The organism is Klebsiella sp. H-Nf2 (genome assembly GCF_002806645.1).
Classification (GTDB): Bacteria; Pseudomonadota; Gammaproteobacteria; order Enterobacterales; family Enterobacteriaceae; genus Klebsiella; species Klebsiella variicola.
This window is the reverse complement of sequence record NZ_PIBL01000006.1, coordinates 66,000-86,548: the sequence shown is the minus strand read 5'-3', so window position 1 is coordinate 86,548 and position 20,549 is coordinate 66,000. Positions and strand designations below refer to the sequence as shown.

The following is a 20,549-nucleotide window of genomic DNA, read 5'->3' as shown; positions in this document are numbered from 1 at the left end:
TGGGTATTAAGGGATGATAAGGAGAACATCATGAAATTTGCCTATATGTTTAGTGCCTTAGCCGTCGCCGCGACGCTAACCGCCTGTGCTAATCACCACTCTGCCAGTTCTTCGACTCAGGCTGCCGCGCCCGACCCTTACGGCATCGCGACGCTGAGCGTGGCACAGCAGCAGCCGAGCGTTACGGGGACGATTAATATCCGCCAGAGAATCGCTTTACCGCCGGATGCGGTACTGACGGTGACCCTGTCGGATGCTTCTCTGGCAGATGCGCCAGCCCGCGTATTGTCGCAAAAAGCGGTGCGTACCGAAGGCAAGCAGGCGCCATTTAACTTTGCACTGCCTTATAACCCGGCAGACATTCAGCCGAACGCCCGTATTCTGCTGAGTGCCGCGATCGCGGTGAATGGCCAGTTGATGTTCATTACCGATACCGTGCAGACGGTGATAAACCAGGGGGGGACGCATGCCGACCTGACGCTGGTTCCGGTCACGCAGACCGCCGTTCCCGTTGCGCAATAAGCTCGCCGAGCCCCCTGACGGGGGCTTTTTTTTACCTTCAGTAAACCCAGCGATAATGCTGAAGATCGATATGGCCGCTGCCGGAGACCTGAACCCCTTCGGCCAGCAACGCCTGACGCTGTCGCTGAAGATCGGGCCCGGTGAGGGAGATATCGCCATGGCGATTGACCACCCGATGCCAGGGCAGGGTGGACCCTTCCGGCAGGCGCTTCAGTACGCCGCCTACCTGGCGCGCGGCGCGCGGTGAACCGGCCAGGCGAGCGATATCGCCGTAGGTGGCGACATAGCCTTCCGGTATCGACGCCACGATGTGCCAGACGCGTTGGGGGAATGTGTCGTGCGGATCCATGTTCAGCCCTGTTAACCGGAAAACGCCAGCATAAGCGCTGAGCCGCAGGCTGTACAGCCTGCCTCGGTTCAGGCGGGTTGTTCGATGGTGAAAGTCAGGGCCAGGCCGAGGATCTGCATGCCATGGACATTGTCAGACGGTGAACTGGCGATGAGGCTCTCAAGAAATTTCAAACGCTGCGAGGTGGCGTTAATGATTAGCTTCGCGCGCAGGCCCGGCATGGTCAGCGACGAAATGGGGTAAACCACCCGACCGCTGATGTAGACGGGCAGCTTGCGCAGTTCCACCTGGCGCAGCACGCCGACGGTGGAATAGAGCAGCGCCAGCGGTGTGACTGCTCGCACTGGTGCCTGACTGATGGTCACGAAGTCGAGCATTTTTTCCGGGCGCAGATAGTTCACGCCATGAAAGGCGATGGTCATCCCTTCAATAGCGGGTAAAGGCAGAGTGATGGTCTGTGGTGATGAGTCAGTCATTCGATTACCGTAGAGACAAAGTGCTGATGATAAAAGGGGACGCAAGGTGGCTAAGTATGGTGGATAACCCGCTTGTGTGCTGAGCGCGCGCTCGCAATCTTACCGGTTGACCGTGAGTTGCTGGTTTTATTGGCGTATTGTGCAATAAACCGGCAGGTGAGCGGGGCGAGCTTGCAATTCACCAGGTCAGCAGGGATAATGCGCCAGCGCGTTAGGTAACTAGCGCTCTCAATGGGGGCTCTGTTGGTTCTCCCGCAACGCTACTCTGTTTACCAGGTCAGGTCCGGAAGGAAGCAGCCAGAGCAGACGACGTGTGTGCCGGGATGTAGCTGGCAGGGCCCCCACCCATTTCGCCCTTCTGATGTCTCCCTTATATTTGTCCGGTCTTTACTTCTGCTATAATTAATTTCTGATACAGGTCACATATTATTTTTAGTTGTTAAAACACCCCCTTTTTATTCCATAATATTCACTTGTCATAAATATGAAATACTACTGAAATATTAATGTCATTTGTATGTCATAAATAAAGGGCATCTTACTGATGGGAATTTGTTGCCAGAGCCATGCTATAAAATATATCTCTGGATCAGCATGTTAACTTCGTGTATTAATTATGATGATTTTATTGCACGGGAAGCGTAGCTATGACCACAGTGGTTTTGAATGTAAAAATTGACGCCGAGTTAAAAGAGAAGCTGCGTCATTATGCGGAAGTGAATAACGAGAACCTGGGTACAGCAACGGAAAAGCTGCTGCAGCTGGCTTTTCAGCTGGAGGAGTCAGCAGGTGAGGCGGGGGTGACGGAAGAGGACATTGACAGCCAGCATACCGAAGAGGAAGCGACTCCATTAACCCCTAAAGAAATCAAAGCATTAAGAAAACTTCTGAAGAAGAAAAAATGAAACAACAATTCTCTACAGCCAGCAACTATAGCGAAGCTTGCGATATGTTGCGCTCAGGATACGTAAAACACGTGCGCCTGAACTGGAATATCGGTAGTGATGAGTTTTTTCGCATTGCCTCCGACTGGTGTGACACCGGCGCAAAAATAAAAAAAGATGAAGATGGCTTTATTATTTCCCTGAAAGGGTTTCCTATTCCGCGCCAGCATTAATGAAATTGCCTTTTTTCTGTCACCGGGTTGCCATAACCAGAGGGCAGGATAGGCAGGCAATTTTATAAAAACATCTCATATACCTCATGGATGATGGTCATTTGACGGGCTGAAGCCAGCCCGTCGATATTTTCTTATATTATTTTCCGCAAACGCGTATTTTCCTTCTGCTCTGCAAGGCTTTGCCACAGCGGTTGTAGCGTCGAGAAGGCCTGGCGCAATGCTTCGTCTGGCAGTGTAAATGGCAGACGCAAATAGCGATCAAATGCTCCCTCAAGACCAAAACGTGTACCGGTGCCGATATGGATCCCCTGACTTTCCGCGCGCGCAGAGAACAGCGTGGCCAGCATGTCAGGAAGTTCCACCCAAAAAGAGAGGCCACCTTCCGGCGGTGAAAATCGCCAGCGGGGAAAATACTCCGCCATTAGCGTTTCGCACATGTCCCGGCGCGCCTTCAGCATTTCCCGCCGCGGCGGCAGCAGCGTGGCGGCATTGGCCAGCAGCCAGCTGCAGGCCAGTTGCTCCAGCAACGGCGTACCTAAATCCAGGGAATCGCGTGCCTGAATAAGGGAGGCGATGGTTCGCGAACTGGCGCGGATCCAGCCGATGCGTAGTCCTCCCCAGAAACTTTTCCCGGCTGAACCAATGGTGATCACCGCGGCATCGGGATTAAAGCAGGCCAGCGGCGGGGGCGGTGGCGCGTTATACCAGAGATCAACCATGGTCTCGTCGATCACCAGCGTCGTTCGCGTCCTGGCGGCGATGTCCGCGACCCGTTGGCGGGTGGGAGCATCCATACAGCGCCCGGTGGGATTGTGAAAATCCGGCATCAGCCACGCCAGACGCGGTGCGGTCTGCGCAATAGTCGCTGCGAGTCCATCACAGTCCCATCCCTGCTGCGGAAGCGCAACGCCGACCGGGCGGCAGGAGGCACCCTGAATGGCGCTAATCGCCATCGGATAGGTGGGGGCGTCAATGACCACCCGATCACCCGGGCCGGTAAACAGGCGCAGGATCAATGCGAAGGCGCTAAGGGCGCCGTTGACCACCATCACCTCATCGGGTCGCGTCGGCAGGCCGCGTTCGCTGTAGCGCAGGGCAATGGCCTCCCGTAGCACCGGCAATCCATGCTGATCGTAGCCAGTTTGCGTCAGGTAGGGGGGTAGCAGCGTCATGGCATGCTGGAAGGCCTGATGGACTTCCGGTCCGGCGCTGAGGGCGGCGGTAGAGAGATTCAGCGTGGAGGGGATGCCTGAGGGGGGCGGTAGGTCGGCGGGGCGCTCTGGCAAGACAATGCGCGAACCGCTTCCCTGACGGCTGTAGAGAAAACCTTCCTCCCGCAGCTGACCGAGCGCGCTGGCGATGGTCGTCCGGCTGACGTTCAGCGCCGTCGCCAGCTCGCGCTCGCCGGGCAGGCGCGTTTGCAGCGTCAGTCGACCATCGAGGATCAGCAGGCGGAGCGCTTCCGCCAACTGACGCCATAGCGGCGTGCGTGAAGTGGACTCCTGCCAGTTGCCGAGCAGGCGTACCAGCGATTGCGTCCCAAAGCGTCGGGTTGACATAGCGATCCACTTTTCCAAAACTGGCCATTAATTATCAGTCCATTTTTACTGATGATGAGGGCATTCGCAATGATGTAGAGGAAAAAATATGCTTCGTCGCCTGCTGCAGTTATATATTGGTCTGGTGCTTTATGGGGTATCCACGGCGCTCTTCGTGCATGCCAATCTTGGCGCCGATCCGTGGGATGTTTTCCATCTCGGGGTGGCTAAACAGCTGGGTATCAGTTTCGGTACGGTGATTATCCTGACCGGCGCGGCGGTGCTGCTGCTGTGGATCCCGATCCGGCAAATGCCGGGGCTCGGCACGGTGAGCAACGTCATCGTGCTGGGGCTGGCGGCGGATGCCACGCTGGCCGTCCTGCCGCCGCTGGAGTCGCTGGTGGCCCGCAGTGTGCTGCTGGTGGGGGCGATTGTGCTGAATGCTATCGCCACCGGGATGTATATCGGCGCGGGCTTTGGCCCCGGGCCGCGCGATGGCCTGATGACTGGTCTGCACGCTCGTACCGGCTGGTCATTACGCGGTATCCGTACGGCTATTGAGCTCACCGTGCTGGTGATTGGCTGGCTGCTGGGCGGTAAGTTTGGCGTCGGCACCGTGATTTACGCGCTGTCGATTGGGCCGCTGATCCAGCTGTGCCTGCCGTGGTTTCGCCAGCCCGTCAGCCGCAAAGCGGTCAGCACTCCGCAGGAGATAGTTTCCTGAATTAACGACTCGCCCTCTGCGTCGTGAAGAGGGCGAGCCGCCGCTTACAGGCCGCTCAGGCCGTGAAGCATCATGTAGATCCCCACCACGATAATCAGTAAACCTGAGAACCAGGGCGCCTTGCGCGAGACATCGTTAAGCCAGGGCCAGCGGCGGGTGGCCTGTTTAAGACTCAACGCGGCGATGGCTCCGGAAGCCACCAGCGTCAGCGCCAGACCAACGCTAAAACCCAGCACCAGCGTGGCGCCAAGGGAGAATTTCTTCAGCTGTAAACAAATAAGCAGCACGGTAATGGACGCCGGGCAGGGGATCAGCCCGCCGGTCAGGCCAAACAGCACGATCTGCCCGGTTGTCACCTGGCGACCATCAAAGCGCCGGTTGATCTCCAGCGCATGAGCTCGCTGGTGCGCGTCCTGCCACTCCGCCACCACCAGCGGCGCAGCGGATGAGGGCGTATGGTGATGGTCATGGTGATGCTCATGGTCATGGTGGTGCTCATGTTCGTGGTGATGCTCATGTTCATGGTGGTGATCATGGTGTGTGTGGGGCTGCGATTCTCGCCAGGTGCGCCAGAGCATCCAGCAGGCAATCAGTACAATCGCTATCCCCGAGAACAGTTGAAACCAGGGCTCTGACGTCTGCGCGTTCCAGCCGCGGCCAAACCACAGGCCGGCCATGGCGATCAGCCAGACCACCGCCGTATGCGAAACCGTCGCCGCCAGCCCCAGCAGTACCGCCTGCTTTAAGGTTCCCCGCACCGCCACGATAAAGGCGGCCATCATTGTTTTTGAGTGCCCGGGTTCAAGGCCATGCAGCGCGCCGAGCAGTATTGCGCTGGGTATAAACAGCCAGGCATTGCCCTGCTGCAGAAGGGAAGTGAAATCGTTCATATCGGGATCCTTGCCAAAAGTGCGTTCATCCTACTCCCCCCCAGTAGTGAAATACTACCCCCCAGTAGAAAAAGCGGCGGGCAAAAAGGATCATGCTATGCTGGCAGGCGTTGCCGGCGACGAGGGCCGGGCAATGACGGACAGAATGAAACGGTGGATCGTGCAATGTCACATACAGTTCGACACAAGAAGATGTTACTGACCCGGCTGAAGAAAATTCAGGGGCAGAGTTCCGCGTTAGAGAAAATGCTTAATCGCGAGCATGAGTGCGCTGAGGTGCTACAGCAGCTGGCGGCGATCCGCGGCGCGGTCAACGGCATGATGCTGCAGGTTATTCAGGGGCATCTGACCGACCATGTGGTGAAAGAGCCAGACGAGACGCAGCGTGAAGCGGATCTGGAAACGGTGATGCAGGTCATTAAATCCTATCTGAAGTAGCACCTGGCAGCGGGCGGCCAAGAGGCCGCTCCCGCTGGTGTTCCGCTCAACGCTCCTGTCGCTTAATGGGCATGGAGGTTATTTTCCGCCCACAGAATGAACTTCTCTTTCGGCAGCGCCTTGCTGTACAGCCACCCCTGGGCGTACTGGACGCCATGCTGTCGCAGCCAGTCGCGCTGGCTTTCAGTTTCCACCCCTTCGGCGACGGTGGCCAGATTGAGCGCTTTGGCCATTTCAATAATGTGCGGCGTCAGTGGCCGGTATTCGAGGGTATCGACAAAGGATTTATCGATTTTCAGCGTGTCGACGTCCAGCTTCTGCAGATAGCTGAGGCTGGAGTAACCGGTACCAAAATCGTCAATCGAGATGCGGTGCCCGGCCTGGCGGTAGTGAGCGATCACCGGCATGGTGGTCTCCGGGTCGACAAACCCGCGCTCGGTAATTTCAAGGATGATCTGTTCGGCGGCGATTCCCCAATGCTGAAGCTGATCCCGCAACAGCGTGGGCAGGGTGGAGGAACGTAAATCATCTACTGAGAGATTGATGGAGATATGCACTTCCGGCCGCTGCCGCAGCCAGGGGCCCAGGTCGGTAAAAATTTTCCTGACGATATCTTCCGTCAACTGCGTAATCAGCCCGGTCTGCTCGGCCAGGGGAATAAAAATATCCGGTGATAAAAAGGTGCCGTCGGGTTGCTGCCAGCGCGCCAGCGCCTCGGCCCCGGCGATTTTCCCATCCTGCAACGAGATTATCGGCTGATAGTAAACCTGAATCGCTTCGGAGTTGAGTGCGTCCAGCATGCTGTTACGCGGTGAGCGCAGATGCCTGAGCAGGCGCAGCAGCAACCAGGTGGCAAGCAGGCTGGTGAAGATGCCGACAGGGAGCCAAAAGATCAGCTGTTGTCGAATGCGCTGCTGCAGCGGCAGTGTGGACGACCAGGTCACGATGCCGGAGCCTAGCTCGGGAATGCGCTGGATCCGATAGACCGTGTTATCCAGCGTCAGCATATTAACATGCGGATCTTTAATGCGTTGCCAGACCGTGTCCGGCAGCGGTTGGCTGCTGATCACCATTTTCAGGTGGTCCAAACCAAACAGCATGGTATGGATCTTCTCCTCGCTGGCAGGAACCACATCGATAAAAGAGATGGGATCGATCATTACCATATGCTGTTGACTGCCCATGGCCGTCATCTGGTGATCGAGGCCGAGATCGTTAATCGAGGTCAGCCAGGTGCGATAGCCGTCGGCGGCAATGTGATCCGGCGGGGGAAAAGTGACCGCGACGCTATGATCTTCCAGCGAGGAACATTGCGGCACGGAATCACGCAGCCAGAGCACTTCCTGCACGTAGCGATGGGTATAGGCGATGCGACGGAGCGTGAGCAGATGCTCAGGGCTACAGGAGGCGGCAGTGTGTGAGTCGGCCTCGCGCAGCGCTTCCCGCGCCTGATCGGCGACCTGCAGCGTGCGGACGACGATACGATTGGAATAATCATCCAGTTCACGATAAAACTGCATTTTGGCCTGTCGCGCTGCCTGCCAGATGCTGAGTGAGATGGGCAGGATGATGGCCAGTATCAGCACCCCTGTAAACAGCGCCACCAGATGCCGGGTCCTCATGCCTGTGTCCTTATCGTTCGCCGGGTGTCATCAGTATATGCGAAAGATAAACCGGGCGCAGCGAGAGAAGTGACCCGAGGTCGCGAAAAAACCGGCATCGCGAGAGGCTGCGATGCCGGGAGAGAAGGATGATTCCGATGCAGCAGAATAAAAAATGAGGGTGTGAATGCCGGGCAGGGTGTGTTCCGGCATTCAGTCGCAGCATACGCTGCGCAGATGACAGCAATATGTTAGCTAGTGCGCATCTGGAGCCGGGATATCGGCGCTGATACGCAGGTCGTTCTCATCAAATACCATGCAGAAGCGCTCATCGAAGGCCAGATTTATTTTCTGCCACGGGCGGAAATGGACGTCGCCTGGCAGCAGGACCTTGACGTTATCGTGGCCGTAGCACTGGCCGAACAGATAGGTATTGTTACCCAGACGCTCCACCACTTCACATTGAAACTCCACCACGGTACCGGTAGTGACGTCGGGCGTGAGATGCTCTGGCCGGATCCCCAGCGTCACCGCGGCGCCGGGCTTCAGCGGCTGGGTAGCGATATTGAGGGCCAACTGATGGTCCTGCGCGAGGGTGACCGTTAAGCGTTCCGGCTGCCAGTCGCTGATGATGGCCGGCAAAAAGTTCATCTTCGGTGAGCCGATAAAGCCGGCGACGAATTTGTTGACCGGATTGTAATACAGCGCCATCGGCGAACCCATTTGTTCGACCTTCCCGTAGTTCATGACCACGATTTTATCGGCCAGCGTCATCGCCTCTACCTGATCGTGCGTGACATACACCATGGTGGTCTTCAGCTCCTGGTGCAGACGGGCAATATGCAGGCGCATATCGACGCGCAGCTCCGCATCGAGGTTAGAGAGCGGCTCATCGAACATAAACACCCGGGGATTCCGTACGATCGCGCGGCCAATAGCCACGCGCTGCCGCTGGCCGCCGGAGAGCTGCTTCGGTTTACGATCCAGCAGGTGCGAGAGCTGCAGCGTTTTGGCTACCATTTCCACCTGGCGGCGGATCTCCATTTTCGGTACTTTGTTAACCTTCAGCCCGTAGCCCATGTTCTCTGCCACCGTCATGTGCGGGTAGAGCGCATAGGACTGGAAGACCATCGCCACGCCGCGGCGAGCGGGCACCACATCATTCATCACCTCATCGCCGATCAGCACTTCACCCTCGCTGACCTCTTCCAGACCGGCAATCATGCGCAGCAGCGTCGATTTTCCACAGCCGGAAGGACCGACGAAGACGGCAAACTCGCCATCTTCAATATCGAGATTGACCTGGTGCAGCGTCACCGTGCTGCCGAACCTTTTGGTGACATTCCTCAGTCGTATATTGGACATCCACATTCCCCGAAGTGAGTAGCTGTTGTTTGCCGTTGGTATGCCGCTGTGTTTAGTATGAATTGTATTACGTGTAACAATTCAGCGTGGCGATGTTCAACAGCAGTAAAATCATGTCCTGACTATAACTTCCGCGGTTTTAGCGCCATACAGCGGCGTTTCATTTCTGCAAGGATGATCACACAACTGGCAGCTTATGGTAGTTTTGTCAGCAATCTACGGGTAGCGTATAACAAAAGAGAGCTGGAACCTTTTTCTCATATAACTCGGCAGTTTGAAGTGATTTATTTTTCTGACTGGCAGAGATAAGTCCAATAAAAACCATTAAATTGTTATACCTTCACATGAGGTTGATAATGAAAAAGAACACGCTTGCTGCACTGATCCTTACCACCCTGGCGGCGGGGCAACTCACCAGCCTGCAGGCGCACGCCGCCGGGCAGCTCAACGTCTGGGAAGACATTAAAAAATCCGCCGGCATCAAAACCGCGGTTAGCGATTTTGAAAAGCAGTACAACGTGAAGGTTAATCTCCAGGAGATGCCTTATGCCCAGCAGCTGGAAAAACTGCGCCTCGACGGCCCGGCGGGCATTGGGCCGGACGTGCTGGTGATCCCGAATGACCAGCTCGGCGGCGCCGTGGTTCAGGGACTTCTCTCGCCGCTCAGCGTCGATCAGGCGAAACAGGATGCCTTTACGCCAGCCTCCATCAATGCCTTCCGCATGGATAACGCGTTGTACGGGATCCCGAAGGCGGTGGAAACCCTGGTGCTTATCTACAACAAAGACCTGATCGACAAGCCGCTGGACAGCCTGCAGGCCTGGCTGGACTACTCGAAAACCCAGCGCGAGCAGAACAAATACGGCCTGCTCGCCAAGTTTGACCAGATCTATTACAGCTGGGGGGCGATTGGCCCGATGGGCGGCTATATCTTTGCTAAAAACGACAGCGGCGGCTTTAACCCGCAGCAGGTGGGTCTCAATACCCCTGGCGCCGTGGAAGCCGTCACCTTCCTGAAAAAATTCTATACCGAGAAGGTCTTTCCGGCGGGGATCCTCGGCGATAACGGGCTGAATGCCATCGACTCGCTGTTTACCGAGAAAAAAGCGGCGGCGGTGATCAACGGCCCCTGGGCCTTCCAGCCGTATGAAGCCGCTGGCATTAACTATGGCGTGGCGCCGCTGCCGACCCTGCCGGACGGCAAGCCGATGAGCTCCTTCCTGGGCGTCAAAGGCTATGTGGTATCGACCTGGAGTAAAGACAAAGCGCTGGCGCAACAGTTTATCGAGTTCATCAACCAGCCGCAGTATGTGAAAGCCCGCTATGTCGCCACCGGCGAAATTCCGCCGCTGAAGGCGATGATTGACGATCCGGTGATTAAAAACGACCAAAAGGCCAGCGCCGTTGCCATCCAGTCGGCGCGGGCGGTGGCGATGCCGGGCATTCCGGAGATGGGGGAAGTGTGGGGGCCGGCCAACGCCGCGCTTGAACTGAGCCTCACCGGTAAGCAGGCGCCGCAGGCCGCACTCGATAATGCGGTGAAACAGATCACGATGCAGATCGAAGCAATGCAGGCCAGCAATCAGTAATTCACCGTTACATGAAGTCACCGAGCGGGAGGGGGACCTCCCGTTTGTAGAAGGAGTTGAGTGTGAGCATCCATTCCAGCGAAAATTTTAGCGACGCGCGCGGGCCCGGGCGTCATGCGTGGTGCGGCCTGCTGCTGGCAATCGTGCCGGGTTTCGGTCAGTTTTATCATCGCCAGTGGCTGAAAGGGCTGGTCTTCCTGGTGCTGCTGAGCAGCTTTCTGGGCATTTTTTATGATTTCCTGCGCGAGGGGCTGTGGGGGTTATATACCCTGGGCGAAGAGGTGCCCCGGGATAACTCTATCTTCCTGCTAGCGGAGGGGATTATCAGCGTGCTGATTGTCGCCTTCGGCGTGCTGATCTATTTTCTCTCGCTGCGGGATGCGTGGCTGAATGGCAAAAAACGCGATGAGGGGATCGCCCTGAACAGCGTGCGTAAGCAGTACCAGATGCTGCTGAGCGACGGATTTCCGTATCTGATGATCACCCCGGGCTTTATTCTGCTGGTGTTTGTAGTGATCTTTCCGATTCTGTTCGGTTTCGCCATCGCCTTCACCAACTACAACCTGTACCACACGCCGCCGGCGAAGCTGGTGGACTGGGTGGGCCTGAAAAACTTCGTCAATATTTTCACCCTCTCCATTTGGCGCTCCACCTTCCTGGATGTGCTGCAGTGGACCGTGGTGTGGACGCTGCTGGCGACCACCCTGCAGTGTACGGTGGGCGTGCTGCTGGCGATTCTGGTGAACCAAAAAGATCTGCGCTTTAAGCCGCTGATCCGCACCATCTTTATTTTGCCGTGGGCGGTGCCGGGGTTTGTCACCATCCTCGTCTTTGCCGGGATGTTTAACGATTCATTCGGGGTCATCAACAACGCGATCCTGTCGTTCTTCGGCATCAGCCCGAAGGCATGGTTGACCGACCCATTCTGGACCAAAACGGCGCTGATCATGATGCAGACCTGGCTTGGCTTCCCGTTTGTCTTTGCTATGACCACCGGCGTGCTGCAGGCGATCCCGGACGATCTGTATGAAGCGGCGACGATGGACGGCGCCAGCGCCTTTACTCGTCTGCGCACCATCACCCTGCCGCTGGTGCTGTACGCGATCGCGCCGATCATTATCACCCAGTACACCTTCAACTTTAATAACTTCAACATCATTTATCTGTTTAACAACGGCGGTCCTGCGGTGGCGGGCTCCAACGCCGGTGGGACGGATATTCTGGTGTCGTGGATCTATAAGCTGACGATGTCCTCGTCGCAGTACGCCATCGCGGCGACCATCACGATCCTGCTGTCGATCTTCGTCGTCGGCCTGGCGCTGTGGCAGTTCCGCGCCACCAAATCCTTCAAAAATGACGATATGGCGTAAGGGAAGCAACATGGCTCAATCACCCAGTATTAAACGCGAAAAGTGGATCCGACTCTCTCTTACCTGGCTGGTGGTTATTCTGGTCTCGGTGGTGATTATCTATCCGCTGGTCTGGACGGTCGGGGCATCGCTGAACGCCGGCAATAGCCTGCTCAGTACCTCGATCATTCCGGAAAACCTGTCGTTCCAGCACTATGCCGATCTGTTCAATGGCAATGTGAATTACCTCACCTGGTACTGGAACTCAATGAAAATCAGCTTCCTGACCATGGTGCTGACCCTGATTAGCGTCAGCTTTACCGCTTACGCCTTCTCCCGCTTCCGCTTTAAAGGGCGGCAGAACGGGCTGATGCTGTTCCTGCTGCTGCAGATGATCCCGCAGTTTTCCGCGCTGATTGCGATCTTTGTGCTGTCGCAACTGCTTGGCCTGATTAACAGCCATCTGGCGCTGGTACTGATCTACGTCGGGGGGATGATCCCGATGAATACCTGGCTGATGAAGGGGTATCTCGACGCGATCCCCAAAGATCTGGATGAGTCCGCCCGCATGGATGGCGCCAGCAGCTTTCGCATCTTTATCGAGATCATCATGCCGTTGTCGAGGCCTATCCTCGCGGTGGTGGCGCTGTTCTCTTTCACCGGTCCGCTGGGGGATTTCATCCTCTCCAGCACCATCCTGCGCACCCCGGATAAATACACGCTGCCTATTGGTCTGTATAACCTGGTGGCACAAAAAATGGGTGCCAGCTACACCACCTACGCGGCGGGGGCGGTGTTGATTGCCGTACCGGTGGCGATCCTCTACCTGGCGTTACAAAAATACTTTGTCTCCGGCCTGACCTCGGGCAGTACTAAAGGATAAGCACATGAAAAGATTCACACCCGCATGGCTTGCGGTTTGTCTGGCATGCAGTTTCTCCACCCCTTCTCTGGCCGCGGACGCACTTGAAACCCGCGCGTTTCAGGGCATGCCGGCGGACTTTATCAAAGGCGCGGATATCTCCACGCTGCTGGATGCCGAAAAGCACGGGGCGACGTTCTACGACCAGAATAATCAGCGCAAGGATCCGATCGCGATTCTGAAAGAGAACGGCGTCAACTATGTTCGCCTCCGTCTGTGGGTGGATCCGAAATCGGCGAGCGGCGAGGACTATGGCGGCGGAAATAACGACCTGGCCACCACCCTGACCCTGGCGAAACGGGCGAAAGCCCAGGGGATGAAACTGCTGCTCGATTTTCATTACAGCGATTTCTGGACCGATCCCGGCAAGCAGTTCAAACCGAAAGCCTGGGAAAAGATGGATTATCCGCAGCTGAAAACGGCGATTCATGACTATACCCGCGATACCATCGCCCGCTTTAAGCAGGCGGGCGTCCTGCCGGATATGGTGCAGATCGGCAACGAAATCAACGGTGGCATCCTGTGGCCGGAAGGGAAAAGCTGGGGGCAGGGCGGCGGAGAGTTCGACCGTCTAGCCGGGCTGCTGAACGCGGCTATTGATGGCCTGAAGGAAAACCTGCATCACGGCGAGCAGGTGAAAATCATGCTGCATCTGGCCGAAGGGACCAAGAACGATACCTTCCGCTGGTGGTTTGATGAGATTGATAAACGCCATGTGCCGTATGACGTGATTGGTCTGTCGATGTACACCTACTGGAATGGCCCGATCAGCGCTCTGAAGGCTAACATGGATGACATCAGCAAACGCTATAACAAAGACGTTATCGTCGTCGAGGCGGCCTATGCCTATACCCTGGCCAACTGCGACAACGCGGAAAATAGTTTCCAGGCGAAAGAGGAAAAGGACGGGGGTTATCCCGCCACCGTGCAGGGGCAATATCACTATATTCACGATCTGATGCAGGCCGTAATAGATGTTCCCGACCAGCGCGGCAAAGGTATTTTTTACTGGGAGCCCACGTGGATTGCCGTGCCGGGAAATACCTGGGCTACCCCGGCGGGGATGAAATATATCCACGACGAGTGGAAAGAAGGCAATGCACGTGAAAATCAGGCGCTATTTGATTGCCAGGGAAAAGTATTGCCGTCGGTAAAAGTTTTTAATTAATTTTTTGTCGTCTTTTTCAGGAAGTTTATTATGAATAAATTTGCACCTTTACATCCGAAGGTTAGTACGCTGCTGCATGGCGCGGATTATAATCCGGAGCAATGGGAGAATGACCCCGATATTATTGATAAAGACATTGCCATGATGCAGCAGGCAAAATGCAATGTGATGTCGGTGGGAATATTTAGCTGGGCGAAACTGGAGCCACGCGAAGGGGTATTTGATTTCGCCTGGCTGGATACTATCCTCGATAAACTGTATGCCGCCGGCATTCATGTTTTTCTGGCCACGCCGAGCGGCGCGCGTCCGGCGTGGATGTCTCAGCGTTATCCGCAGGTTCTGCGGGTGGGACGCGATCGGGTACCGGCCCTGCACGGTGGCCGTCATAACCACTGTATGTCGTCACCGGTCTATCGCGAGAAGACCCTGAAAATCAATACCCTGCTGGCGGAGCGTTATTCCGCGCACCCGGCGGTGCTGGGCTGGCATATTTCCAACGAATATGGCGGCGAATGCCATTGCGATCTCTGCCAGAACCGTTTTCGCGACTGGCTGAAGGCGCGTTACCAGACCCTTGAGAACCTCAACCAGGCCTGGTGGAGCACCTTCTGGAGTCATACCTATACCGACTGGTCGCAAATTGAATCACCTGCGCCGCAGGGCGAGGTGTCAATCCACGGACTCAATCTTGACTGGCATCGCTTTAACACCGCTCAGGTGACCGATTTCTGCCGCCATGAAATTGCCCCGCTGAAGGCGGCGAACGCCTCCCTGCCGGTGACCACCAACTTTATGGAGTATTTCTACGATTACGACTACTGGCAGCTGGCGGAGGCGCTGGACTTTATCTCGTGGGACAGCTATCCGATGTGGCACCGCGATAAAGATGAAACCGCGCTGGCCTGCTACACCGCGATGTATCACGACATGATGCGCAGTCTGAAGGGCGGCAAACCGTTTGTGCTGATGGAGTCCACACCGGGCGCCACCAACTGGCAGCCGACCAGCAAACTGAAGAAGCCGGGAATGCATATTCTCTCCTCGCTGCAGGCGGTGGCGCATGGCGCCGACTCGGTGCAGTATTTCCAGTGGCGGAAAAGTCGCGGTTCGGTTGAGAAATTTCACGGCGCGGTGGTCGACCACGTCGGGCACATCGATACCCGTATTGGCCGTGAAGTCAGCCAGCTCGGTGAGATACTGAGCAAGCTGCCGGAGGTCCGGGGCTGTCGCACCGAGGCGAAAGTAGCGATTATCTTCGACCAGCAAAACCGCTGGGCGCTTGATGACGCCCAGGGGCCGCGCAATCTGGGTATGGAGTATGAGAAGACGGTCAACGAGCACTACCGCCCGTTCTGGGAGCAGGGCATTGCCGTCGATGTGATTGACGCTGATGTCGATTTAACGCCGTACCGGTTAGTGATTGCTCCGATGTTATATATGGTGCGCGATGGCTTTGCCGGGCGGGCAGAGGCGTTTGTCGCCAGCGGCGGCCACCTGGTGACCACCTACTGGACCGGCATCGTCAATGAGTCCGATCTCTGCTATCTCGGTGGCTTCCCGGGCCCGCTGCGCAATCTGCTGGGGATCTGGGCGGAAGAGATCGACTGCCTGAATGACGGCGAGTTTAATCTTGTGCAGGGGCTTGCCGGGAATCAGTGCGGTCTGCAGGGCCCCTATCAGGTGCGCCATCTCTGTGAACTAATCCATACCGAGAGCGCTCAGACGCTGGCCACCTACCGGGATGATTTCTATGCCGGACGGCCGGCGGTGACGGTGAACGGCTTCGGGAGAGGTAAAGCCTGGCATGTGGCTTCCCGCAACGATTTAGCCTTCCAGCGCGACTTCTTTGCCGCCCTGAGCAGGGAGCTGGCTCTGCCGCGGGCGATAGCGGCGGATTTACCACCCGGAGTGGTGGCTACCGCGCGCACCGACGGTGAGAGTACGTTTGTCTTCCTGCAGAACTACAGCGCGCAAAGTCATACCCTGACTCTGCCGCCTGGGTATCGGGATTGCCTGACCGACGCGGCGATGTCGGACCCGCTGACCCTGACAGCATGGGATTGCCGTATTCTTCGTCGTCACGCCTAATCCTTTTTTCTCCACGCCTGCTCTGCTGAGCAGGCTTTTTTTTATCTTAAACCTGGAGTTTATGATGGTGAGTTTAAAATCTTTCCTGCACTATTTCTCCCCTGCGCGTCCGGCACAGCCATTAAGCGAGGCGGAAAAACAGCAAATCGAGGCGCTTATTCAGGCCTTTGGTGGCGAAGCGAATATTATGCAAGTGGATGCCTGTATTACTCGTCTGCGGGTGACGGTTCGTCATCTTGCGGCCGTGGATACTGACGCATTACAGCAGCAGGGCGCGCTGGGCGTCATTATTCTCGGTCAGCAGGTTCATGCTATTTTCGGTAAGCAGTCCGATGCGCTGCGTCAATTGCTGGATGAGCATTTTGCTACCCGGAAATAAATAAAACGGGATAACCTGGAAACAGGTTATCCCGAAAATAAGACAAAAACAGCAGTGGCAATAATGATTACCGGAGGGGTAATTAACGACCTTACAGTTGGAGATAAAAATAATGTACTTGTCTTACCGGCGCGATATTACCACCAGGCCTCAACCTGCACGCCGAAATTCCAGGTATTATTCGCCGTCTGGTCTTCAAACGGTTTACCATCTTCGGAATCATTCAGGTATGAAGCAAAAATGCGTAATTCCGGGCGTGACATAAAGTCCGGCCCGTCCGCGAGGCCCAGCGCAATGGTATATTTCTCACCGGCCTGTTTGTAGCTGGTGCCATTGTTATAGCTGTCTTTCTGATAGAAACCGCCGACTTCGCCAATCAGGCGGACGTAGTCAGTGAACTGATACTGCCCACGGGCAACCAGCGACAGCATCCGCGTTTTGTCGGTGTAGTCGGTAATATCATCCGCCGAGCCCCAGGTCAGGACGTGGTTGATGGAGAACTTTTCGGTAATCGGGATCAGGCCGGTGTTAATCACGCGATAGCCGGTGGCATCGTTCACGTAGTTCCACATATCGTACCAGCCGCCGCCCTGGGAGACCATGTTCTGCGCCAGCCCTTTGTTGGCATACTGCAGCACGGTTTTGTTATAGCCGCCCAGCATATCCTGACTGATTTCACCGGTTAGCATCACGCCATTATCGGCATCGTACAGCCCGCCGTAGCTGTCCTGTTTTTTGGTGGTGTTCGGCATGGCGTAGTCGATGCCGAATTCGGTCCACGAACCCGACCACGGCTTCCAGCCTGCGTAGCGTAAATCGATATAGTTAATATTGACGTTGCTGTCGCCATCGACGCGATAGTCGACGTCGTTGGCATCGCCGCGGATCCAGGCCAGCGAGACGGCGCCCGGGCCAAGGGTGTAGTTTTCCACCCCGGCTCCTGAGCCGGAAATATTCCAGTATTTAGTATCGATGATGTGCAGATCGTGACGCTGATAGTAACGCTTTCCGCCCCAAATCACCGCATTCGGATCGCCCGGGATCAGCCCTTTGATCTGCAGGTTCAACTGACGTAAGCCGAACTGCGCATCATCATTCAGCGTGGTTTCATTATCGTTAGAGCCGTCGGATACCATGCTGACCATGCTGTCGAGATAGAAGCTGACGTCATCTTTCTTGTAGACCTCGGAGCCCAGCTCTAACTCACCATAGGTATCCGATTCGTTACCCAAACGGCCCAGCTTGTTCTTTTGCCATTCCGCTTCGCTACCGTCGCCGGAGACCCCAACCCCGGCGCGCATATAGCCATGGAAATCGATACTCGGGATCGCGGCGGTAGCCGCAAGCGCGGAAGGGGCGATTAGCGCAGCGGCTAACGCGGCGGAAAGGGCGCGCAGTGTCGTATTCATCTCTATCCTCTTATTGTTTTGTATTACGTTCACATAACTGATGTCATAAAATGCCTAAATGTAACTTCAGGCAAATGAGATATGATTATTGTGTGATTGAGTGCAAATAATCATGCTGGTTTTTGTTGTGATGGGTGAGGTGATTCACAATTAACTGTATTGTGAACGTAATACTTTTTGAGGTGTAATTTTGCGATGAAAGGTGGCGGTGAGCGTTTTTTCAAATGGCCCCTGTTACAATCATGGGATAACAACATAAGGAACCGGACCATGAAGTCTAAAAGCGCTACTCTGGAAGACGTCGCACGCCATGCGGGCGTCTCTTACCAGACCGTGTCCAGGGTACTCAATAAATCTGCCAATGTATCCGAAGCGACGCGCCGCAAGGTGGAGAAATCGATAGAGGCCTTACGGTATGTGCCAAACCGGCTGGCGCAGCAGCTGGTGGGGAAGGAGAGCCAGACGGTCGGGCTGGTGACGATTTCGCTGGCCTGGCATGCGCCTTCCCAGGTGGCGGCGGCGGTAAAACGCTATGCCAATCTGGAAGGTTACCAGGTGCTGATTTCGATGATCGATGAGAGCGTCAACCAAAGTATCCAGGATTCCATCAATGAGCTGAAATCTCAGCGGGTGGATAAAGTCATTATCAACGTGCCGCTGGAGACCGAGCAGGCACAGAAAATCGCCGCTGACAACGATGATATCGTCTGCCTTTTTCTCGATGTCGACCCCTACAGTTCCGTGTTTAACGTTTCGTTTAATCCGGCAGATGGCACCCGGGCCAGCGTCAAATATCTTTATGAGATGGGGCATCGGGAGATCGCGCTGCTGGCGGGGCCGGACAGCTCCGTCTCGGCCAAACTCCGGCTGAAAAGCTGGCTGGAGACTCTCGAGGGCTACGGCCTGAAGCCGGTGACCGTTCTGCACGGCAACTGGGATGCGCAAAGCGGCTATGCCGGCGCGCTGCAGATGCTGCGCGAAACGCCCAATTTCAGCGCCGTGCTGGTGGGTAATGACCAGATGGCGCTGGGGGTGCTCAGCGCCTTCCATCAGCACCAGGTGGCGGTGCCGGGGGAGAAGTCCGTCATTGGCTATGACGATACCTACGAAAGCTCCTTTTTCTATCCGGCGCTGAGTACGGTGTCGCTGGACCTCGATCTGCAGGGGAAAGAAGCGGTGCGGCGGATCCTCGCCAGCACCAGCGGTGCGCCACATACTTCATCCATCCTGCCGGCGCGCCTGGTGATACGTCATTCCAGCGGCGCCAGAACTGAGCAAGGCAAAGATCTGCAGGCCATCGCGGAACAGCTACGCGCCATCGCCCACCGTCTGGCGCCCTGAAACCTAAGGCGGGGAAACTCGCCTTAGGCCCATTACCCTTAATTTGAACATGGTTGATCTTTGTCGTGGAACGGCGTAACTTAAATGTTATGTTATAACATAATGACGAGGTCATCATGAAAGCCCATATCCATCCCCCCTATCGCACGGTGGTGTTTCACGACACCAGCGTTAATGAGTATTTTAAAGTCGGTTCAACCATCCGCACCGATCGCGTAATTGAACTCGACGGCGAAACTTTTCCATATGTGACGATCGAGGTCTCCTCGAAATCGCATCCGTACTACACCGGCAAACAAAAAACCTTCGCCAGCGAGGGCAGCGCGGCCCGGTTCCGTCAGCGCTTCGGCAGCTTTATTGATGCGAAAAGGAAGGCATGATGCAGGTCGTTAACTCATTACGCAGCGCCAAACAGCGCCACCCGGATTGTCAGCTGGTCAAGCGCAAAGGGCGGCTGTACGTTATCTGTAAGAGCAACCCCCGCTTTAAAGCGGTGCAGGGGCGCAAAAAACGTCGTTAACGGAAACTCTCCAGGGTGCGGCGCTGCTGACCGTCGGCGGTAAAATTGTCGGCGGCCAGCCATTGCCGCATGGCGTTATCCAGCGGCGGCCATTCGCCGTCTATCACCGAAAACCAGTCCGTATCCCGGTTATGTCCTTTGCTCACCAGCGCCTGGCGAAAACGTCCTTCGTACTGAAAACCCAGCCGTCTTGCCGCCCGGCCCGACGGCGTATTGAGACTATTACATTTCCATTCATAGCGACGATAGCCGAGCGTATCAAACACATACTGCATCAACAGCCAGTGCGCTTCGGTGGCCATAGCCGTTCGGCTCAGCAACGGTGAAAAATGCACATGTCCCACCTCTACCACACCGTGGGTGGCGTCGATGCGCATTAACGCCAGCGAGCCAACCGCTTTCCCTTGCCGCTGGTCAACGACGGCAAAATGGATCGGGTCTGCCAGCGTGGCGACCTGCTCCACCCAGGCACTGAATTCTGCAAGGTTGCTCTCAGGTTCACGCAGCAGCCACGTCCAGCTCCGGGCGTCTGGCGCCAGCTGGTGAGCAGCAAACAGATCGCTGGCATGAGCAAGAGTCAGCGGTTCGAGCTGGCAGCGGCTGCCCTGTAATACCTGCCGTGCTGGCCATGGACGCGGTTGCCAGTCAGGCAACGCGGCGCCGAGCGCTTGTCCAAACTGATTGTATTCACACATTGCGGTTTCCTTAGCGGGGTATTTCAGGCAGCGTACTCGTTCACTGGTTCCATAAAAAGTGCCACA

At 56.1% G+C, this 20,549-nt stretch carries 22 protein-coding genes and 1 other RNA gene; 15 read left to right on the top strand and 8 right to left on the bottom strand.

Annotation, left to right across the window (positions count from 1 at the left end):
* Window positions 1–30: 30 nt before the first annotated feature.
* A complete protein-coding gene (locus tag CWM58_RS16000; RefSeq protein WP_061155541.1) occupies window positions 31–522 on the top strand; it encodes a YbaY family lipoprotein in 492 nt (163 codons plus the stop codon).
* Between the two features lie 37 nt (window positions 523–559).
* Here the strand turns inward: CWM58_RS16000 and CWM58_RS15995 are convergent, their stop codons facing one another.
* Both CWM58_RS15995 and CWM58_RS15990 read right to left on the bottom strand, forming a co-directional pair.
* Window positions 560–871, bottom strand: a complete 312-nt coding sequence (locus tag CWM58_RS15995; protein WP_061155540.1) for an MGMT family protein — start codon at window positions 869–871, stop codon at window positions 560–562.
* A 68-nt stretch (window positions 872–939) separates the two neighbouring features.
* On the bottom strand, window positions 940–1,347 hold the full coding sequence (locus CWM58_RS15990) for a hypothetical protein (RefSeq protein WP_061155539.1): 408 nt from the start codon (window positions 1,345–1,347) through the stop codon (window positions 940–942).
* 241 nt (window positions 1,348–1,588) lie between these two features.
* Between CWM58_RS15990 and ffs the strand changes: the two genes are divergently transcribed.
* From ffs to CWM58_RS15975, 3 genes are all read left to right on the top strand, one after another.
* Window positions 1,589–1,685, top strand: an RNA gene (gene ffs, locus CWM58_RS15985) — signal recognition particle sRNA small type.
* A 309-nt stretch (window positions 1,686–1,994) separates the two neighbouring features.
* Window positions 1,995–2,252 carry a hypothetical protein gene (locus CWM58_RS15980; RefSeq protein WP_002891977.1) on the top strand — a complete coding sequence of 86 codons (258 nt, stop codon included), beginning with the start codon at window positions 1,995–1,997 and terminating at the stop codon, window positions 2,250–2,252.
* Window positions 2,249–2,464 carry a hypothetical protein gene (locus tag CWM58_RS15975; RefSeq protein WP_004142688.1) on the top strand — a complete coding sequence of 72 codons (216 nt, stop codon included), beginning with the start codon at window positions 2,249–2,251 and terminating at the stop codon, window positions 2,462–2,464. Before CWM58_RS15980 ends, CWM58_RS15975 begins: the two co-directional genes overlap by 4 nt.
* A 134-nt stretch (window positions 2,465–2,598) precedes the next feature.
* Here CWM58_RS15975 and CWM58_RS15970 read toward each other — a convergent pair whose 3' ends face one another.
* Window positions 2,599–4,026, bottom strand: a complete 1,428-nt coding sequence (locus CWM58_RS15970; protein ID WP_100681324.1) for a PLP-dependent aminotransferase family protein — start codon at window positions 4,024–4,026, stop codon at window positions 2,599–2,601.
* Between the two features lie 88 nt (window positions 4,027–4,114).
* On the opposite strand from CWM58_RS15970, the gene CWM58_RS15965 reads away from it, so the two are divergent.
* A complete protein-coding gene (locus CWM58_RS15965; protein ID WP_008805419.1) occupies window positions 4,115–4,729 on the top strand; it encodes a YczE/YyaS/YitT family protein in 615 nt (204 codons plus the stop codon).
* 44 nt (window positions 4,730–4,773) lie between these two features.
* Here the strand turns inward: CWM58_RS15965 and CWM58_RS15960 are convergent, their stop codons facing one another.
* The gene (locus CWM58_RS15960) at window positions 4,774–5,619 is read right to left on the bottom strand and encodes a nickel/cobalt efflux protein RcnA (RefSeq protein ID WP_100681323.1); all 846 of its coding nucleotides are present in this window, start codon (window positions 5,617–5,619) and stop codon (window positions 4,774–4,776) included.
* 165 nt (window positions 5,620–5,784) lie between these two features.
* Here CWM58_RS15960 and CWM58_RS15955 point away from each other — a divergent pair, with 165 nt between their 5' ends.
* On the top strand, window positions 5,785–6,057 hold the full coding sequence (locus CWM58_RS15955; protein WP_061155535.1) for a metal/formaldehyde-sensitive transcriptional repressor: 273 nt from the start codon (window positions 5,785–5,787) through the stop codon (window positions 6,055–6,057).
* A gap of 62 nt (window positions 6,058–6,119) precedes the next feature.
* On the opposite strand, the gene CWM58_RS15950 is transcribed toward CWM58_RS15955, so the two are convergent.
* Window positions 6,120–7,679 carry an EAL domain-containing protein gene (locus CWM58_RS15950; protein ID WP_061155534.1) on the bottom strand — a complete coding sequence of 520 codons (1,560 nt, stop codon included), beginning with the start codon at window positions 7,677–7,679 and terminating at the stop codon, window positions 6,120–6,122.
* Between the two features lie 234 nt (window positions 7,680–7,913).
* Complete coding sequence (locus tag CWM58_RS15945; protein WP_100681322.1) at window positions 7,914–9,023, bottom strand: ABC transporter ATP-binding protein; 1,110 nt, start codon at window positions 9,021–9,023, stop codon at window positions 7,914–7,916.
* 356 nt (window positions 9,024–9,379) lie between these two features.
* Here CWM58_RS15945 and CWM58_RS15940 point away from each other — a divergent pair, with 356 nt between their 5' ends.
* From CWM58_RS15940 to CWM58_RS15915, 6 genes are all read left to right on the top strand, one after another.
* On the top strand, window positions 9,380–10,612 hold the full coding sequence (locus CWM58_RS15940; protein ID WP_100681321.1) for a maltodextrin ABC transporter substrate-binding protein: 1,233 nt from the start codon (window positions 9,380–9,382) through the stop codon (window positions 10,610–10,612).
* A 62-nt stretch (window positions 10,613–10,674) separates the two neighbouring features.
* A complete protein-coding gene (locus CWM58_RS15935; RefSeq protein WP_008805425.1) occupies window positions 10,675–11,982 on the top strand; it encodes a carbohydrate ABC transporter permease in 1,308 nt (435 codons plus the stop codon).
* 10 nt (window positions 11,983–11,992) lie between these two features.
* Window positions 11,993–12,844 (top strand): sugar ABC transporter permease, encoded by an 852-nt coding sequence (locus tag CWM58_RS15930; RefSeq protein WP_004204761.1) that lies wholly within the window; start codon window positions 11,993–11,995, stop codon window positions 12,842–12,844.
* Between the two features lie 4 nt (window positions 12,845–12,848).
* The gene (locus tag CWM58_RS15925) at window positions 12,849–14,051 is read left to right on the top strand and encodes an arabinogalactan endo-beta-1,4-galactanase (RefSeq protein WP_100681320.1); all 1,203 of its coding nucleotides are present in this window, start codon (window positions 12,849–12,851) and stop codon (window positions 14,049–14,051) included.
* 30 nt (window positions 14,052–14,081) lie between these two features.
* Complete coding sequence (locus tag CWM58_RS15920) at window positions 14,082–16,139, top strand: beta-galactosidase (RefSeq protein WP_100681319.1); 2,058 nt, start codon at window positions 14,082–14,084, stop codon at window positions 16,137–16,139.
* A 64-nt stretch (window positions 16,140–16,203) separates the two neighbouring features.
* On the top strand, window positions 16,204–16,518 hold the full coding sequence (locus CWM58_RS15915; RefSeq protein WP_100681318.1) for a glucose PTS transporter subunit EIIB: 315 nt from the start codon (window positions 16,204–16,206) through the stop codon (window positions 16,516–16,518).
* 137 nt (window positions 16,519–16,655) lie between these two features.
* Here CWM58_RS15915 and CWM58_RS15910 read toward each other — a convergent pair whose 3' ends face one another.
* On the bottom strand, window positions 16,656–17,927 hold the full coding sequence (locus CWM58_RS15910) for a maltoporin (RefSeq protein WP_100681317.1): 1,272 nt from the start codon (window positions 17,925–17,927) through the stop codon (window positions 16,656–16,658).
* Window positions 17,928–18,197: 270 nt separating this feature from the next.
* Between CWM58_RS15910 and CWM58_RS15905 the strand changes: the two genes are divergently transcribed.
* The 3 genes from CWM58_RS15905 (at window position 18,198) to ykgO (ending at window position 19,788) form a co-directional block, all read left to right on the top strand.
* Window positions 18,198–19,268, top strand: a complete 1,071-nt coding sequence (locus tag CWM58_RS15905; protein WP_008805430.1) for a LacI family DNA-binding transcriptional regulator — start codon at window positions 18,198–18,200, stop codon at window positions 19,266–19,268.
* 116 nt (window positions 19,269–19,384) lie between these two features.
* Window positions 19,385–19,648 (top strand): type B 50S ribosomal protein L31, encoded by a 264-nt coding sequence (locus CWM58_RS15900; protein WP_100681316.1) that lies wholly within the window; start codon window positions 19,385–19,387, stop codon window positions 19,646–19,648.
* Window positions 19,648–19,788 (top strand): type B 50S ribosomal protein L36, encoded by a 141-nt coding sequence (gene ykgO / locus CWM58_RS15895; RefSeq protein WP_002892018.1) that lies wholly within the window; start codon window positions 19,648–19,650, stop codon window positions 19,786–19,788. Before CWM58_RS15900 ends, ykgO begins: the two co-directional genes overlap by 1 nt.
* Here the strand turns inward: ykgO and CWM58_RS15890 are convergent.
* Window positions 19,785–20,483, bottom strand: a complete 699-nt coding sequence (locus CWM58_RS15890) for a GNAT family N-acetyltransferase (protein WP_100681315.1) — start codon at window positions 20,481–20,483, stop codon at window positions 19,785–19,787. The genes ykgO and CWM58_RS15890 overlap by 4 nt on opposite strands.
* Window positions 20,484–20,549 lie beyond the last annotated feature (66 nt).